General features: G+C 52.9%; 12 protein-coding genes. 8 read left to right on the forward strand and 4 right to left on the reverse strand.

Going from position 1 to position 16,609, the window contains the following annotated elements; all coding sequences use genetic code 11:
- Positions 1–136: 136 nt before the first annotated feature.
- Positions 137–973 (reverse strand): phytanoyl-CoA dioxygenase family protein, encoded by an 837-nt coding sequence (locus tag DUE52_RS12125; RefSeq protein ID WP_114406288.1) that lies wholly within the window; start codon positions 971–973, stop codon positions 137–139.
- Between the two features lie 143 nt (positions 974–1,116).
- Between DUE52_RS12125 and DUE52_RS12130 the strand changes: the two genes are divergently transcribed.
- From DUE52_RS12130 to tatC, 3 genes are all read left to right on the forward strand, one after another.
- Positions 1,117–1,986: a helix-turn-helix domain-containing protein gene (locus DUE52_RS12130; protein WP_114406289.1), complete on the forward strand. Its 870-nt coding sequence runs from the start codon at positions 1,117–1,119 to the stop codon at positions 1,984–1,986.
- 99 nt (positions 1,987–2,085) lie between these two features.
- Positions 2,086–3,378 carry a serine hydroxymethyltransferase gene (glyA, locus tag DUE52_RS12135; RefSeq protein ID WP_114406290.1) on the forward strand — a complete coding sequence of 431 codons (1,293 nt, stop codon included), beginning with the start codon at positions 2,086–2,088 and terminating at the stop codon, positions 3,376–3,378.
- Positions 3,379–3,487: 109 nt separating this feature from the next.
- Complete coding sequence (tatC, locus tag DUE52_RS12140) at positions 3,488–4,366, forward strand: twin-arginine translocase subunit TatC (protein ID WP_114406291.1); 879 nt, start codon at positions 3,488–3,490, stop codon at positions 4,364–4,366.
- A 165-nt stretch (positions 4,367–4,531) separates the two neighbouring features.
- On the opposite strand, the gene DUE52_RS12145 is transcribed toward tatC, so the two are convergent.
- Both DUE52_RS12145 and DUE52_RS12150 read right to left on the reverse strand, forming a co-directional pair.
- On the reverse strand, positions 4,532–5,056 hold the full coding sequence (locus tag DUE52_RS12145) for a hypothetical protein (RefSeq protein WP_133299827.1): 525 nt from the start codon (positions 5,054–5,056) through the stop codon (positions 4,532–4,534).
- Between the two features lie 277 nt (positions 5,057–5,333).
- Positions 5,334–6,836 (reverse strand): capsule assembly Wzi family protein, encoded by a 1,503-nt coding sequence (locus tag DUE52_RS12150; RefSeq protein WP_114406293.1) that lies wholly within the window; start codon positions 6,834–6,836, stop codon positions 5,334–5,336.
- Between the two features lie 250 nt (positions 6,837–7,086).
- Here DUE52_RS12150 and DUE52_RS12155 point away from each other — a divergent pair, with 250 nt between their 5' ends.
- Entirely contained in the window at positions 7,087–8,205 is a 1,119-nt protein-coding gene (locus DUE52_RS12155) for a hypothetical protein (RefSeq protein WP_114406294.1), read from the forward strand.
- Here DUE52_RS12155 and DUE52_RS12160 read toward each other — a convergent pair.
- The gene (locus DUE52_RS12160; protein WP_229312148.1) at positions 8,198–9,052 is read right to left on the reverse strand and encodes a pirin family protein; all 855 of its coding nucleotides are present in this window, start codon (positions 9,050–9,052) and stop codon (positions 8,198–8,200) included. The two genes, DUE52_RS12155 and DUE52_RS12160, sit on opposite strands and share 8 nt — an antisense overlap.
- A gap of 331 nt (positions 9,053–9,383) precedes the next feature.
- Between DUE52_RS12160 and DUE52_RS12165 the strand changes: the two genes are divergently transcribed.
- From DUE52_RS12165 to DUE52_RS12180, 4 genes are all read left to right on the forward strand, one after another.
- Entirely contained in the window at positions 9,384–10,052 is a 669-nt protein-coding gene (locus DUE52_RS12165; protein WP_114406295.1) for an RNA polymerase sigma factor, read from the forward strand.
- 374 nt (positions 10,053–10,426) lie between these two features.
- Positions 10,427–11,500 (forward strand): FecR family protein, encoded by a 1,074-nt coding sequence (locus tag DUE52_RS12170; RefSeq protein ID WP_114406296.1) that lies wholly within the window; start codon positions 10,427–10,429, stop codon positions 11,498–11,500.
- Positions 11,501–11,512: 12 nt separating this feature from the next.
- Positions 11,513–15,007, forward strand: a complete 3,495-nt coding sequence (locus tag DUE52_RS12175) for a SusC/RagA family TonB-linked outer membrane protein (RefSeq protein ID WP_114406297.1) — start codon at positions 11,513–11,515, stop codon at positions 15,005–15,007.
- A 32-nt stretch (positions 15,008–15,039) separates the two neighbouring features.
- A complete protein-coding gene (locus DUE52_RS12180; RefSeq protein ID WP_114406298.1) occupies positions 15,040–16,512 on the forward strand; it encodes a RagB/SusD family nutrient uptake outer membrane protein in 1,473 nt (490 codons plus the stop codon).
- The last annotated feature ends 97 nt before the right edge of the window (positions 16,513–16,609 follow it).

Genomic DNA, 16,609 nt, shown 5'->3' on the forward strand with positions numbered 1-16,609 from the left:
ACCAACCTATATTTTGTTTTAGTGAGGACGAAAGAGCAAAGACCAGAGAATAAAGAGGAACACCACCAGGCACTCAGTCTCTATTCTCTCGTCTATCCTCTCTTGCCCCTTATCTCTTGTCTTTATTGTCTATTCTTTACTCTCTTTCAAACAGCAACGGATTCAGTTCGCCTTCGGGCTTGCTACCGATGGGGTAGCTTCCAAGCCACGTCGTCCAGTCGGCTTCCTGATACGTATTTTGGGGCTGCGTAATCGTCTGTTCGGCATCCATATAAATCATCGTCATCACCTTACGCGGGGTGCTGGAGGTGTTGGGTCCCGCCCGGTGGAACGTCCAGCCGGCGTGGTAGCTCACCTCGCCCAGTTCGAAAGGCGTGTCGTTGATGGTAAAATTCTGATTGGCCAGTTCCTCCGCCAGCAACCGCTCGCTTTCGTCGCTGATCTCGATGTTGCGGCCAATTTCCACCTGCTGGCTCTGCTCGGCGAAGGCCAGCGGCCCCATTTCCATCGGCGTATCCTGCAACGGAATCCAGACGGTAACGGTTTTGGGAGACGAAAGGGGCCAGTAAAACTGGTCGGCATGCCAGGGTGTAAAACCGCCCGACGGTTCTTTGTACAGTGCCTGGTCGTGGTAAAGCCGAACGGCATCGACGCCCATCAGATCGGCCGCGATTTGGGCCAGTCGACGGGAAAATACAAACTCTCTGGCGGTTTTATCTTCCCGCCAGAGGTTCATAATCTGGAGGAACGCGCGCTCGTAAGTCGTACGCTCTTCCATGGACTTGGTCAAGGTGTTCAGCCTGATTACCAGATCGGTAATCACATCTCCGTAGTGGTTGAGAACTTCCGGGCTGAGCACATTTTTTAATTTGACGTAACCGTTTTTTTGATAAAACGCGATTGCTTCCGGGCTAACGGTATATTCTTCGTTCAGCTCGTGTAGCAAAGAAGTGTTGTCAACGGTCACGGGCATACGATTAACGGGTTTAGGAAAAATCAGTGACACAAATTTGATTCAATTGTTTCTTGTAAAAATTTAATTATTATGCCAATAAGTGTATAATTGTGACTTTTTCTTCCCCATATTACCCCTAGAGAGTAAAAATACTGCATGTTGTGAAAGCTTTATTTGAAAAAATTGAATTGGGAGATCATAATTCCCTGCGAGTGATGCACGTCGACCTGCCGTATTTCGACGCGCCCTGGCATTTTCATCCCGAATACGAATTGACGTATATCGCCCGAAGCCACGGCAACCGGTTTGTCGGCGATCACGTCGAACCCTTCGATGCCGGCGATCTGGTGCTGCTGGGGCCGGGGCTGCCGCACTTCTGGCGCAACGACGATGAATATTACCAGCCGGAGTCCGACCGCCGGGCCGAATCCATCGTGGTGCAGTTTTCCCAGTCACTGGGCGACACCCTCCTCCCCCAGTTGCCGGAAACCCAGCCGTTGATGGCCTTGCTGAATCGGGCCCGGTACGGGGTGCGGTTTGGAAAATCGAAAATAGACGAGGTGACACCCGCCCTCGGAACCTTGTTGACATGCCAGGGGCTTGAGCGATTGCTTCGCCTGCTCTTCCTGCTCCAGCAACTGGCCAGCGATGCCGACGCCGTGATGCTGGCCAGCGACAACTACGAACTGAAAGCCAGCGAAGCCGAAACCGAGCGCATGAAACGGGTGCTGGATTTTATGCTGGCCCATTTTCGGGAAGAAATCCGGGTCGACGACATGGCTTCCGTGGCCGGTATGGCACCAGCCGCTTTTTGCCGGTATTTCCGGAAACGAACCCGTAAATCGTTTATCGAATACCTGAACGAACTGAGAATCAGCCACGCCCGCAAATTGCTGGTGCAGTCGGACCTCAGCATCAGTCAGGTTGGGCTGGAGTGCGGTTTCAATAATATCTCCCATTTTCACCGGCAATTCAAGCTGCACAACGGCACAACGCCCCTGAAATACCAGTCCCTTCAACATAATAAGTAGAAGACAACAAGAATGCTGTTTTTCTCCGTACTTTTGTACCTGTATCGTTAATTTGTTATCCAACTACGAATAGCCATTCGCTCCGGCGAACCGTTTAGCATGTCGACACTAGTTACTCCCATCACCCGTGATACGCAGGTATTTGAGCTTATCGCCAAAGAACAGCACCGTCAGGAATCCGGAATCGAATTGATCGCTTCCGAAAACTTCGTTTCCAAGCAAGTCATGGAAGCCGCCGGAACCGTATTGACCAATAAATACGCCGAAGGCTTACCGGGAAAACGGTATTACGGCGGTTGCGAAGTGGTGGATGAAATCGAGCAGTTGGCAATCGACCGCGTGAAGGAATTGTTTGGTGCTTCATGGGCCAACGTACAACCACATTCGGGCGCACAGGCCAACACGGCGGTGTTTGTGGCCTGCCTGAAACCGGGTGATACCATTCTGGGTTTCGACCTGTCGCACGGCGGTCACCTGACCCACGGTTCAGCCGTGAACATTTCAGGGAAATATTTCCGGCCGACGTTTTACGGTGTTGAGCAGGAAACCGGCGTCATCAACTACGACAAGGTTGAAGAAACCGCCCAGCGCGAACGCCCGAAGTTGTTGATCTGTGGTGCTTCGGCCTACAGCCGCGACTGGGATTACGTCCGGCTCCGCGCCATTGCCGACTCGGTGGGCGCATTGTTGCTGGCCGATATTTCGCACCCCGCCGGTCTGATTGCCAAAGGCTTGCTGAACGATCCGATGGATCATTGCCACATCGTGACCACGACGACCCACAAAACCCTGCGCGGCCCCCGTGGCGGAATGATCATGTTGCGGAACGATTTTGAAAACCCTTTTGGCATCAAAACACCCAAAGGTGACCTCCGGATGATGTCGTCCTTGCTGGACTCGGGTGTTTTTCCGGGTACGCAGGGTGGGCCGTTGGAACATATTATTGCGGCCAAAGCGATTGCGTTTGGGGAAGCATTGTCCGACGAATTTGGTGATTATGCCAACCAGATCCAGCGGAATGCGCAGGCGATGGCTGCGGCTTTTGTATCGCGCGGATATAAAATTATTTCGGGCGGAACTGATAACCACCTGATGTTGATCGACTTGCGCTCGAAAGGTTTATCGGGCAAACTGGCAGAGAACACGCTCATCAAGGCCGACATTACCATCAACAAAAACATGGTTCCATTCGACGACAAGTCGCCAATGGTGACGTCGGGGATGCGGGTTGGCACGGCGGCCGTCACAACACGCGGCATGAAAGAATCTGATATGGAGCAAATTGTCGTATATATTGACGACGTGCTGATGAATCACGATAACGACGCCAAAATTCAGGTCGTAAAAGAAGAAATCAATTCCTGGATGAAAGCGTTTCCACTTTATAATTAATTGTGAATGAGTGAATGAGCGAATGAGTGAATAACTGCCGCGGTAATAAGCGTGATCTTCGATCCTATTCACTCATTCGCTCATTCACTCATTCACTCATTGAAATGAAATGAAGCCCATAGACCAAGAGTTTGATAGCGAGAGTGAGGTTGAAGAAGCCGGGGAAATGACCTTCCTTGAGCATCTGGAGGAACTTCGGTGGCACCTGGTTCGGGCCATTGGATCGATTGCGGTATTTTCGCTCCTGAGTTTCATCTACATTCGTGAAATATACGACAAGGTGATTCTGGGACCGTCAAGCCCCACCTTCTGGACATACCGGATGATGTGTAAGCTGTCGGAAAAAACCGGCTTTACGGACTTATGCGTTGAAAAGTTGAACTTTACGCTCCAAAGTCGTGAGGTGGGTGGTCAGTTTACGATGGCACTGACAGCCTCGCTGATGATCGGGTTGCTGTTTGCCTTTCCCTACGCCTTCTGGGAACTGTGGCGGTTTATCATGCCGGGTTTGAAGTCGTCAGAACGCCGGGCTGCGCGGGGCGCCGTTTTTTTTGTAACGTCGCTGTTTTTCTCAGGTGTTCTCTTCGGTTACTACATTGTTTCTCCTCTGGCGCTCAACTTCCTGGCCAATTTCCAGCTTGATCCGCGCATTGTCAATGAGTTCGACATTACCTCTTACATTTCAACACTCGCGACGCTGACGCTGGGCTGCGGTTTGACGTTCCAGATGCCGATTGCGGCTTTTGTCCTGTCTAAAATTGGTATTCTGACCCCCCAGTTCATGCGCGCCTACCGCCGTCATGCGCTGGTCGTTATTCTGGTGGTTGCAGCCATCATCACCCCGTCACCGGATGTGTACAGCCAGATTCTGGTGGCCATTCCGCTGGTGTTGCTCTACGAAGTGAGTATCTGGGTATCGGGCTACGTGCAACGGCTGCGGCTGAAAGAAGAGCAGGAGCTGATGAAAAGCGACGGGTACGAAGATTAACCGGCCTATACGGTATGGGAGAGGAATGATAAATGTAAAATGATGAATATCAAATCTAAAAGTGCGTCGCGTTGAAACACTTTTAGATTTGATATTCATCATTTTACATTTATCATTCCTCTTTTTATTTCTAACGATTGAGTGACCTATCCGGAACAGACGATCTTAGAATTTCCCGGTGATTCCCAATCGGATGGGGGATATCCCCAGGCCTACTTCGGCAAAACCGCCGATTTTCTGGCTAAACCGGTAGAAGCCACCGAGGTGAATGCCCGGGAAAATGCCTTTGGGGCGGGGTTTGAAGTAGCCTGCATGGTCTGCCTTATCACGGCGCATGGTGCTGCGCGTGCCGACGGCCAAACCGGCATACGGATCAAATTTATCGTCTCCGATGGCCAGCAGGTTGGCCAGGTGGTAGGAACTGCGGAGGCCGATGCTCACAAACTGCGATTTCCACTGGCGGTCTCCGAATTTGGTGCCGTACAAGGCATAATCGAAAAAACCGCCCACGCTGACCTGATCCGTAAAGCCGAGTTCAAAAGAGGCTCCGTTACACAATCCCCCCAAAGCATACGTCTGCATCCCCAACCCCATGTTAAGCATGAGGTTCACTTTTCGGGCTATTTGCGAAAAGCCGGGCGTTGCTGCCGTGGAGAACCAGAGAAAGATATAGAGTATTTTTAGCTTCACAACGGGTTGATAGTTACGCTCTTCTAGTTGTTTACTGTTCCGGAAAGAGGTCATTCGCGCCTGCATCCATCACGATACGACAAAAGTGGTAACCAAACGACGGGAATCAAATCGGTAAAAGGTTCAACTGGGAAAACCACAAACTGAAACGTGTAAAACGGCCCTTCAGTGGTGAACGCTGGTATCGATTCAGTGGCAAACCTACAACGGAAAAAGCAGAATTAAATTTTACGGGCGAAGAAAGACCCGCGACGGTTTATGTCTTTTTTCTCTTGTCTTACTTCTTTTCTCTCGAAACGGTTTTGCGAAACCCTATAAAACCGCCCAGGGCGTCCTCATACAATTGCCCTGCATCGGCCGACAGAGCGGCTGTCAGATAGGACCCGCCAAGCCAGCGCAACGGAAAACCAGCCTGCACCCAGGTCGATACCTGGGTGGGAGGTCCCGCCAGAAAAACCTCCGGAATCCCGTAATTGCGGCTGTAGGAAACCCGGGCGCGCAGGTCAATCTGCCGGGCCACCGTCGCCCGCAGGGCCGCATGAAACACCTGAACCCGGTTGTTGACAAAGGCCCAGTCGCTGGTGTTTTGATAAGCCGCCTGAATGTCCTGCCGACGGGTTAGAAAGGGCGTTCCGATCACCCGGTTCTGGTACGTCCAGCCTTCCCGGTATTGCGAATTGTTGAAGTAATTATCGGCTCCTTTCCAGGCTTTGTTGGTTTGGTACAAGGTGGGTCCGCTCTGGCTCAGCGTGGTCAGAAATTCCAGCAGAACCTCATTCAATTGAAAACCGGAAGCAGCCGGACGGTTATTCCGCAGCCGAATCCCGCTCAGTCCATCGGGAAGATTCTTGAAAAACATGCCCGTCACATCATCGAAAGCATGTTGGTGATACACAAAAAGGTTCACTGCCGGAAACCGGAGTTCGCCGGCAAAGTCGATGGAACCCAGGTGATTGCCGTATAAATTCACGTAATCGAACGAGGTGAGCCGGTCGTTGTTCAGGCCGTTGGTGCGGATGGCAAACAGCACGTTCGGGAAGTCCTCCAGACGGCCGGGCAGTTTGCCATCGACGGCAAATTTCGGGTCGATGTAGTCGGATTGTCCGCCCCACTGCGCATTGTGATTGATCCCGGCATACAGGCGGACCCTTGAAGTGGGCTTGCCGATGCGGAAAATCAGCGATTTCTGGTGCAGAAACGAGTGCCGCAAATACCAGGTTTTGGCATACCAGCCGTGGGCGATAAAACCGTTGATCGACAGCCAGCCCCGCCGTCCGAGCGGCACAAAACCGCGCGTTCCAAACTGCACCTTCGGAAGCGGCAGGGCGTTTCCCGACCAGGCATACGAACCCGACGAAAGCGTGGAATCCACCAGACCAATTACCTCGCGCCGACGGCCCAGCACCAACTCCATTCCCCGGTGTGCCAGTTTTACATAGGCTTCCGGCAGCAGAAATTGACTTGATTTTCCGGCATTGGCCACCGCTTCGGCCTGGTATTCCAACCGCCACGCCCGGTTGCGCCGGGCGTGGTAGCGGCCCGTTGTCGTGTCACTGAGCAAGACTGCTCCAGCCCCGCCAAGCCGAAACGTGCCGAATGGCGCCGTCAGTGGTATAATCCCGTATTGATTGGACCGAAGCCAGAAAGGCGTTCGATCGGTGGAAGAGGCCAAAGCTCCGATTTCCGCATAAATCCGATTTTGCGGTTGTGAAGGTGATTGAGCAAAAACCGGGTGAAAAGAAAAGAGTCCGATCAGGCTAATCAGGTAGCGTTGCTTCATGCAGGACGAGATTGACAGATATACGAGTAAATATACGATGTAAAATCCGTTATCTTTCGCACGACCGCACCGACGGTAACGACTTGAAAAACAAAACCCCGGCAAGTACCGGGGCCTGTAATTCTAACCTTTTTATCTATACCTGACGATACGCGGTACGGCAAAGAAGTGTTGCATAAAAACGGGTGATTTAAGGCTCTCTGTTAATTTTGCATTCAAGTATCTCTTTTATTGTTCCCGTTCTTGTCTGATGAGAAACCATTCCATCTGGATCAGCTTGTTGCTGCTCTCTCTTTCGCTGGTCGCGTGTAAAACAAGCCAAACCACAACCGGAAAAACCGTCCCGGTTCTGAGTGTGGCAGTTGAAACGGAAAACCTGCTGACCTGCTGCGATTTTGGTACGAAAATGCCCGACGGAAACCCGGTCTGGTGCGAGGCATCGGCGGTTTTGTTCGATAACGGAACAGTGTACGTCGCCAACGACAAAGACATGCCCACCGGTCTCAGTTCGGTGTTTACCAAACCCTGGAAAAACTTCGCCGACACCACCGTCCAGCCCACGCCCCTGCTGGCAAACGTGTTTCGGGAAGCCCGGAAATACGAGGACTTTGCCACCAACGGCGACTATGTTTTTCTGACCACCGCCTTCGACCGCGTCAAAGCAGGTTCGACCGACTGGGACGGCTACAACACCATTCTGTACTGGAAAAAAGGCAATGAAGCGAATCCGCAGGTGCTGGCACCGCAGCGGGGGGCGAAAAATTCCGTCGCCTACCGGGAACAACTCAGCAAGCTCTTAGCCCAAAACCGCCCGGCTTTCCCGAAAGGGATGCCTTATTTCAAAGTGGAAGGACTGGCGGTGATGGATTCGCTGCTGCTGTTCGGAATTCGGGAGGAAGGCGAAAAATACGATAAGTTCGACTACCGGGTTCGCATCGTCACCGTACCATTTTTTGTGGACAAAACCGCCGACGGGGAGCACCTGGCGTTGCGCGACAACTGGCGCATCGTGGCCGACTTCGACCCGGCGACGGTGGCTGATTTACCAAAACCGCTGGCCTTGTCGAGCATCGAATACGACCGCAACCGCAAGCTGTTCTGGCTGCTGACATCCATTGAAACCAACGGCCAGTTAGACGCGTATCTCTGGACGGCAACGCCCGACGAATTGCTGAACAACCGACCCTTCAAGCCGGTGCGCGATGCGGCTGGTCAGCCCATTCACTTCAACCACAAAGCCGAAGATCTGACGCTGATCGACGCCAACCATCTGCTGGTAATTCACGACGACGACCGCGCGAACACGACCGTCGGGACGAAAATCCGCCAGCCGAATCAGGCCGCCTATACGGTTTTGAAAATTAACTGAGATGTCCCATTCGCCCGCTCTGGTAGTCAGAAACTGCCTGTCGGATTTCCTGTTCGGTGTTCATCACAAACGGGCCGTAGGACACGACGGGTTCGTTAATCGGTTCGGCAGATCCCAGTAAAATGCGGGAATCTTCAGTTGCCTGAACGTCAACTTCATCACCATCATTGTCAAAAACCACCAGCGTCCGACCGCTGATTTCCGCTCCGTTAACGACGACAGAACCGTTTAGCAGATAGAACAGAATCGTGCGCGACGCTTCAATTTGGCGCGTAAACGAACCGCCCGGCAAGAGGGTTACGTTTGCCAGTTCGACATCGTAAACCGGCTGAACAGGTCCGGCAATTTCGTCCCAGACACCCGATGTCAAGGCTACCGACCCATTTCCACCCGCCAGCGTTACGACCGGAATAGCCTCTTTCTGCAACCCGACATAATGCGGTTTTACCATTTTGAACCGGGCCGGCAAATTCGTCCAGAGTTGAATGAGTTCAACCGGGCCACCTTTTTCCCTGAATTCTGCGGACGAGCTTTCCGAATGCACCAGGCCGCTACCGGTGGTCATCCATTGGATTCCGCCACTTTGAATTGTGCTGGAAAAACCGCTGCTATCGCGGTGCTGCACATCACCCTGGTAGATAAAGGTGACGGTTTCGAAGCCCCGGTGCGGGTGCGGCCCGAACGGCAACCCGCTGTTGTGCGCCGGAAACACCGTTGGCCCGTGGTGGTGCAGCAGCAGAAACGGATCGAGTTGGTCGATGCCGTTGGCCGGCAGCGGCTGGTGCATGGTCAGAGGTCCCATTTTCTGGGCTTGTGGCTGGATGATAGTCTGGACGGTGCGCTTCATAGTCCGTAAAGTTAATCAGGATTACGCTACTTTAACTTCCGCCCGTCTACCAATGACTTGGGTATCCAAATAGTACAATATTGTGTCAACAAAACCAGCATCGATATTCAGGTCAACTCAGGACAATAAATGTATTTTTTACATCTATTTAAAAAACCGCCATTCGATAAACCAAGCGACAATGCGGTTTTTATATATTTTTTTGGAAAAAATAGAAAAATCTTTATCTATTTGTGTCTCCATTGCAGATTGAGCAGAGGGTATTAAGCCATTTATTCACAGAAAAATTCAATTAGGTAAATCAGTTTCAGATTTTTATCATTTCAGGTTGATGGAGACTTCTGTTAAAAATATGGCAGAAAATGTGGTGTGGAGGAATTTCAGAAATGGAGATTCCAATGCCCTGGCCCAAATTTTCAGGGAGCAGTACGACAGCCTGTATTATTACGGAACGAAACTGACCCGGGACGAAGATCTGGTGAAGGATTGTATCCAGAATGTGTTCCTCAAACTCTGGAGTCGGCGCGATCAACTGGGCGAAATCCGGTATGTAAAAGCGTACCTCCTCAAAACGCTGCAACGCCACATCAGCGACGAAGCCGTGGCCTCGGGCAAGAAGAAAAACCTGCAGACCGATCTGGTTTACGAGTTCGATATAACGTTTTCCCACGAAGATTTTCTGATTGCGGCCCAAATCTCCAAAGAGCAGGGCGAAGCCTTAGCCCGATTCCTGAACCAACTTTCCAAACGGCAGCGCGAAGCTCTTTTTTTGAAGTTTTACGAAGGATTGGATTACGAAAAAATTGCGGACGTCATGGCGCTGAACGTTCAGTCGGTCCGGAATCTGATTCACCAGAGCCTGAAAAGCCTGAAAGAACACAAAGCCGAATTGATGCCACCCTCTTCGTCTGCCCTCCGCCCGGTGCTCGACAGTGCCTGTTTTGACGGAAAATACGCCAGCCCGCTTGCGCTGCTCATCGCGTATTTTTTTGCCGCCTGATTTACAATTATTTACCCCAGATTAGCCCACAGTAAACCCGCTAACCGAACCGGTTTTGTCCCGTCAGGGGCTTCACAGCGCAGCGTCGGTAGCCTAAAAGATGAATCGTTGTCCCGCGTGCCGTGAGGTACGCAACGGGCTCCGAAACAGGCGGTTCCGTACCTCACGGCACGCGGGAGCTGAGAATAGCCTTTATTTACTACCGACGCTACGCTGTGAAGCCCCTGACGGGGCAAAAAACGGCGCAAAACTGCCGGATCAATCCGCTAAAAAAAGTTTGAGTATATAACCGCTTTTGCGCTGTCCTATAGGCAAAAGAGGAGAAAAACCGGTTTGCCGATCATCCCTTTTTCGTATTTCCACGCGCTTTCGTCATGCATCAGTCATCCCATTTCATACACTATACCAGCGAAGATTTTGCCACCAACGAATCTTTTCAGGCTTTCGTCTACCGAACGAACGCCGATGAGATTCAGTTTTGGGAGGATTTCATCCGGCAATACCCGGAAAAACAACGCGACATCGACGACGCCATCGAGCTCGTCTCGATGCTGTCCCCCAACAAACTGACCACCTCAGACCCGCACAAAAACCGGGAACTGGAACGGCTATTGGCGACTATTCGGGAGCATGACAACCAGGCACCAACGATTCCGCTATGGCCCGATGCGGGCGAAAAACCGTGGTTCCACCGATGGCGGGGAATAGCCGCTTCGCTGGCCGGATTCCTGCTGCTGGCGGCTACCGGGTATTTCTGGCTGGGCCGTTCCCTGAACGACGCCGTCATGCTGCAAACCGCCTACGGTGAAAATGCCACGTTCACCCTGCCCGATAGCTCCGTGGTGACGTTGAACGGCAACACCAAACTGCGATATGCCCCGAACTGGGACGGGAAACACCAGCGGGAAGTCTGGGTTGACGGTGAAGCGTTTTTCGACGTAAAACACAAACGGAACCACGCCCGCTTCGTGGTACATACGCCGGATCTGGATGTCGAAGTGCTGGGAACCCGGTTCAACGTTTTTAACCGCAACGACAAGACCAACGTCGTGCTCAATTCCGGCAAGGTCAAGGTCAACATCATGTCGGCGAAAGATACCAGCCGGGTGATGATGGTCCCCGGCGAAACGGTGGAATATTTCCGGAAAAACAAAAAGGTGATCAAAAACCAGGTAAATGCCGAAGCCCTGACGTCGTGGCGGAATAAAGTGCTGGTTTTTGAAAACACACCCCTCTATAAAGTCGGCGAAATGATCGAAGACACCTATGGCGTCGACGTGATTTTCAAAGACAACGTGAAAGCCAACCAGAAGCTGGTCGGCACCATTCCGAGCGATAACCTGGATGTGCTGCTAACGGTATTGGCCAAGTCTTCCAACCTGCGCATCAGCCGGAATAATAACCAGGTCGTCATTGAAAACAGCATTCCTTTATCCGATCACCCTTAAGATGTTCACCTTATGAAGAAGAACCGATACGCGCTGAGCAAGCTATCGTTCTGCCTGTTCCTCCAGACTGTCAGTAGCTGGCAGGGATACGCATACGCCCAGGTAACGGCTTCCATTGACAACTCGCCTGTCGATAAGAAAGTGTTGGCCACCGACCTGCACAAGCCCCTCAAACAGGCTCTGAATGAGCTGAGTACGCGGTATAATGCCTCGGTGATCTACAACCTTCAGACGGTCGAGAACAAGTTTGTGACCCGACAAACCCAATCGCCCGCCCGAATTGAGGACGCCCTCCAGAATTTGCTGGAACCGCTGAATCTGCATTTCGAGAAGGTCAAAGAACATGTATATGTGGTGGTGCCGCCCAAAGAAAGCCGCAAAGAAAACCGGTCCGAAGGAATCGAAGCCACCCGCCCCACCTCCATGCCCCTGCTGGACAACAGCCTTTTTAACCCCATGCTGGCCCGCATGAACACGACCTTACTGGCCCGCATGGAACAGAAAACCGCCATTACGGTGCGGGGACGCGTAACATCCGACAACGGCGAGGGCCTCGTGGGCGTGAACGTCATCATCAAAGGCTCAACCACCGGCGTAACCACCGACAGCGAGGGGAATTATACGCTCACAGTGCCGAATGGCAACGGAACCCTGATTTTTTCCTACATCGGTTTTCTCTCCAAAGAAGTTTCGATCAACAATCGGGCGGTCATCAACGTGCAGCTCGCGACGGATGAGCGGTTGTTAAGTGAAGTCCAGGTCGTGGGGTATGGTACGCAGTCGAAGGCCGAAGTAACCAGTGCCATTGCAACGGTTACTGCTAAGGAAATCAAGGATATGCCGCTCGTTGGGCTGGATCAGGCGTTGCAGGGCCGGGCTTCGGGCGTTCAGGTGACCAACAACACTGGCGCACCGGGCGGGGGTGTTTCCATCCGGATTCGCGGAACGTCGTCATTGGGGGCCGGCAACGAACCGTTGTACGTCGTGGATGGCGTGCCGATCAACAATACGCAGACCTTCAACCAGCAAACCGGCGAAGAACGCATCAACGGAATGTCGAACATCAATCCGGCGGATATCGAGTCGATAGAAATCCTGAAGGATGCCGCTTCGACGTCCATTTACGGAGCACGGGCGGCCAACGGCGTCGTGCTGATCACCACCAAACGGGGAAAAGCCGGGAAGCAGCAAATTGACTTTACGAGCTATTACGGTTTTTCCAAAGCCACCGGCCGCTACAACGTGCTGGGTGCTTCCGACTTTGCCATTTTGTCCAACGAAGGGCTGGCTTCCATCAAAGCGGCTCCGGTTTTTACGCAGGATTTTATCAACAATCCCACCAGCAACACCAACTGGCAGGATGCCGTATTGCGAACCGCGCCAACCGCCAACATCAACATTTCGACCCGGGGCGGCACCGAAAAAACGCAGTATATGCTGAGTGCGGGGTATATGGACCAGCAAGGGATTCTGATCGACTCCCGCTTTAAACGCTACAACCTCCGGGTCAACCTTGATCAACGTATCAATAAAAAAGTAAAAATCGGAAATAACCTGATGGTTAGTTACACCGACAACAACCGGCTGCGGAACAACGGAACGCCCCGGTCCGACGCGGGCGGCAACCACCTCTACGGTTCTCCGGTGTTGACCACCGCCCTGACCCGCAGCCCGGCGACTCCGATTCGGCTGGCCAACGGCGAATATTCCTTCGATCCGCTGGCTCCGTTGATTGCCAATCCGGTGGCGATGGCCCTGGCGCAGCACCTCGACAACAAAACCATCCGCTTGATCGGCAACCTGTTTGCCGAATGGGAAATCATCCGGGGGCTCCGTTTCCGGACACAGTTGGGAACCGATGTTCGCTTCGAAAACGAGGACTTTTTCTACGAACCGTTTCAGGCGGCAGTGCAGGGCAACGGAACCGGCACCGGGAGTGTCCGGAACTTCAACGAAGTGTTGTGGCTGACCGAAAACTATTTGACTTATGAATTCGGACTCGGGAAAGATCACAAATTTCAGGCCCTGCTCGGCACCAGTTTTCAGGAGTCGCGGCTGGAAGAAGCGTTTTCGTACGTCGGCGGTTTTGTCAGCAAAAACGTCACGACGCTGAACGGTGGTTCCACCATTCTGACGTCGACCTCAAATGCCGAATCCTGGGGCATTGCGTCGTATTTCGGGCGGTTGAACTACAACTACAAGAGCAAATACCTGCTGTCGGTCAACGCCCGTCTGGATGGGTCATCCCGGTTTGGGGCCAACAACAAATACGGTTTTTTTCCCTCCGCGTCGGTGGGCTGGAACCTCAGTGAAGAGGAGTTTATGAAGTCGTCTACCACCATCAGTAACCTGAAATTTCGGGCGAGCTACGGCATTACCGGCAATCAGGAGATCGGAAACTACTCCTACATTGGCACCTTTGGCGTTGGTGGGGGAGCCAACACGGGCCGCAATTACCTGAACCGGCTGGGTGCGGTGGCCAACAACATTCCCAACGACGATTTTTCGTGGGAACAAACCGCCCAGTTCAACGTCGGAGCCGATGTCGGTTTTTTGAATAACCGCCTGAGCCTGACCGCCGATTACTACATCAAAACCACGACCGACCTGTTGCTCAACCTGCCGCTGCCCCGCACCTCCGGCTTTAACTCGACGCTGACCAACATCGGAAAAATGGAGAACAAGGGGTTTGAGCTGGGCATCAATACCGTCAACCTGAACGGCGCTTTTTCCTGGAGCACGAACCTGAATTTCAGCATGAACCGCAACAAAGTGCTTTCCCTGATCGGTGGTCAGGACATCGCCGTCAATGAAGCGACACTGATTCGGGAAGGTCAGCCCATTTCATTCTGGGTATACGAACGGGAGAAAAATGTGAACCCGGAAAACGGCACCGTCTTGATTGTCGACCAAAACAAATCGGGTGGCGCTGTCAACAGCCTCGACCGGGTGATTATGGGCAGTCCGCTCCCGAAACACATCGGCGGTTTGACCAACACGTTCGGTTACAAAGGCTTCGACCTGAACATTTTCTTCCAGTGGTCGTATGGCAACAAGATTTACAACCAGACCCGGAAGTGGATGGAAGGGCTAAACCGCGACCTCAATTCCACGATCGGCTACAACACCACGCAGGTTTCGTTCGACAAACGGTGGAAAAAACCGGGCGACGTCACGGAATATCCGGGGGTGTTTTACGACAACCGGAGTGCCAACAACCTGCTGCCCCACAACGGCTGGCTCGAAGACGGTTCGTATCTGCGCCTGAAAACGCTGACGCTGGGCTATAACCTGCCCCGCAGTGTAACCGGCAAACTCCAGATTGCCTCGGCCCGGCTTTATTTCTCGTCGAACAACCTGCTGACGTTCACCCGCTACAGCGGTTACGACCCGGAAGTGAGCCATTTCACCGGCTCAGGGCTGGGCGGAAACGTGGCGATGGGGTATGACTACGGCACCTTCCCGCAGCCGAAAACCTACACTTTAGGTCTGAACATCTCTTTTTAAGCATTGCCAACTTTTAGATTTCAGCAGTGATCATGAAAAATATACACAACAAAGGCTATCGGCTGGTGGCTCTTCTTCTGATCGGATTCGTCGTGAACGGCTGTAATACGCTGGATCAGAAGCCTGAGTCGGCACTGGCGCAGGACGGTTTTTATTCGAACGGAACCGACGCCGAACTGGGCCTGGTTGGGGCCTACAACCGGCTGTTTACCGAAAACCACATCGTTGGAACGTACATGTTACTGGATATGAATTCCGATGACCTGACGACGGCTACCGGGAAGTTCGGCTACATCATGGAAAACCGGGGCGACATGTCCAGCGTCAACCACGGCACCACCGAGTCGTATTTTCAGGCACCGTGGGTGACCATCGCCAACGCCAACCTCTTTCTGGAAAAGGTGAAGGATATTCCACCGACGGCTTTTGTGGGGGCCACCACGGCCAACGACAAACGCAAGGATGAAGTGCTGGGCGAAGCCCATTTCATTCGCGGACTGTCGTATTATTACCTGACCATGCTGTGGCGCAATGTGCCGCTGATCCTGAACTTTCCGGCGGGTGCCTTGCCCGAAGACAACCAGATCCCGAATTCGACCCAGCCGGAAGTGCTGGCGCAGGTCGTGAAGGATTTGCAGGTGGCCGAAGCGAACCTCCCCAATTCGATGACGCAGTTTTCGGCCAACGAGCGCCGGGGAAGGGCCAGCAAATGGGCGGCCAAAGGGTTTTTGTCGCGGATTCGGTTGCAGGAAAAAAACTGGCAGGAGGTCGTCAAGCTGTCGGACGAAATCATCAACAGCGGTCAGTATTCGCTGGTCAATCCGTGGACGACGATGTTTCTGGGCGATCAGAACAGCGGAGAAGCCATTCTCGAAATTCAGGCCGAAGCCGGACCCGGTTTTTTCAACATGGGAATCCACGGCTGGTTTTACGGCAATGGCGAGTTTCGGGCCACCGACGATGCCGTGGCGCAATACGAAAAACCGCGCAAGGATGCGCGGTACGAATACACCATCAAGGACGATAAAGTCTCGAACAAGTTTTTGCCCCAGCCTCTTTGGGCCAACGAAGGCATTGCGCGGGCCAACCTCGTGATGTTGCGGTTGGGCGAAATCTATTTCAACAAAGCCGAAGCCCTCAACGAGATCAATTACGAAGCCAACAAACAGGCGGTTTTGACCATTCTGAATACGTTCCGCGCCCGGGCGCAGGATGCCAACTTTGCCAACCGCTTCCGGCCCACCTTGCCCGTCGGCACCACCGGGATTCCGTTGCTGACCCTCGCCGACGTGGATACGCCGGAAAAAATGCGGCAGGCCATCCGCGCCGAAAAACGCCGGGAGTTGATGTTCGAAGGGGTTCGCTGGCTGGATTTACTGCGCTGGGATCCGGCTTATGCCGCTCAAATCGTCAAAGCAAACAGCCCGGATCGGCTGTATTTCCCGATCCCCGAAAACGAGATTCTGCTCAACAAAGGCGTCCTGAAGCAGAATCCGGGTTGGTAAAACAGGGGTTGCCTCTAAACCGTCCTTTTTGTTTGCCCCGCCAGGGGCTCAACAGCGCAGCGTCGGTAGCAAAGTCGATTATCCCAACGCACCCGTG

Origin of the sequence: Larkinella punicea (assembly GCF_003334855.1) — a bacterium.
Classification (GTDB): Bacteria; Bacteroidota; Bacteroidia; order Cytophagales; family Spirosomataceae; genus Larkinella; species Larkinella punicea.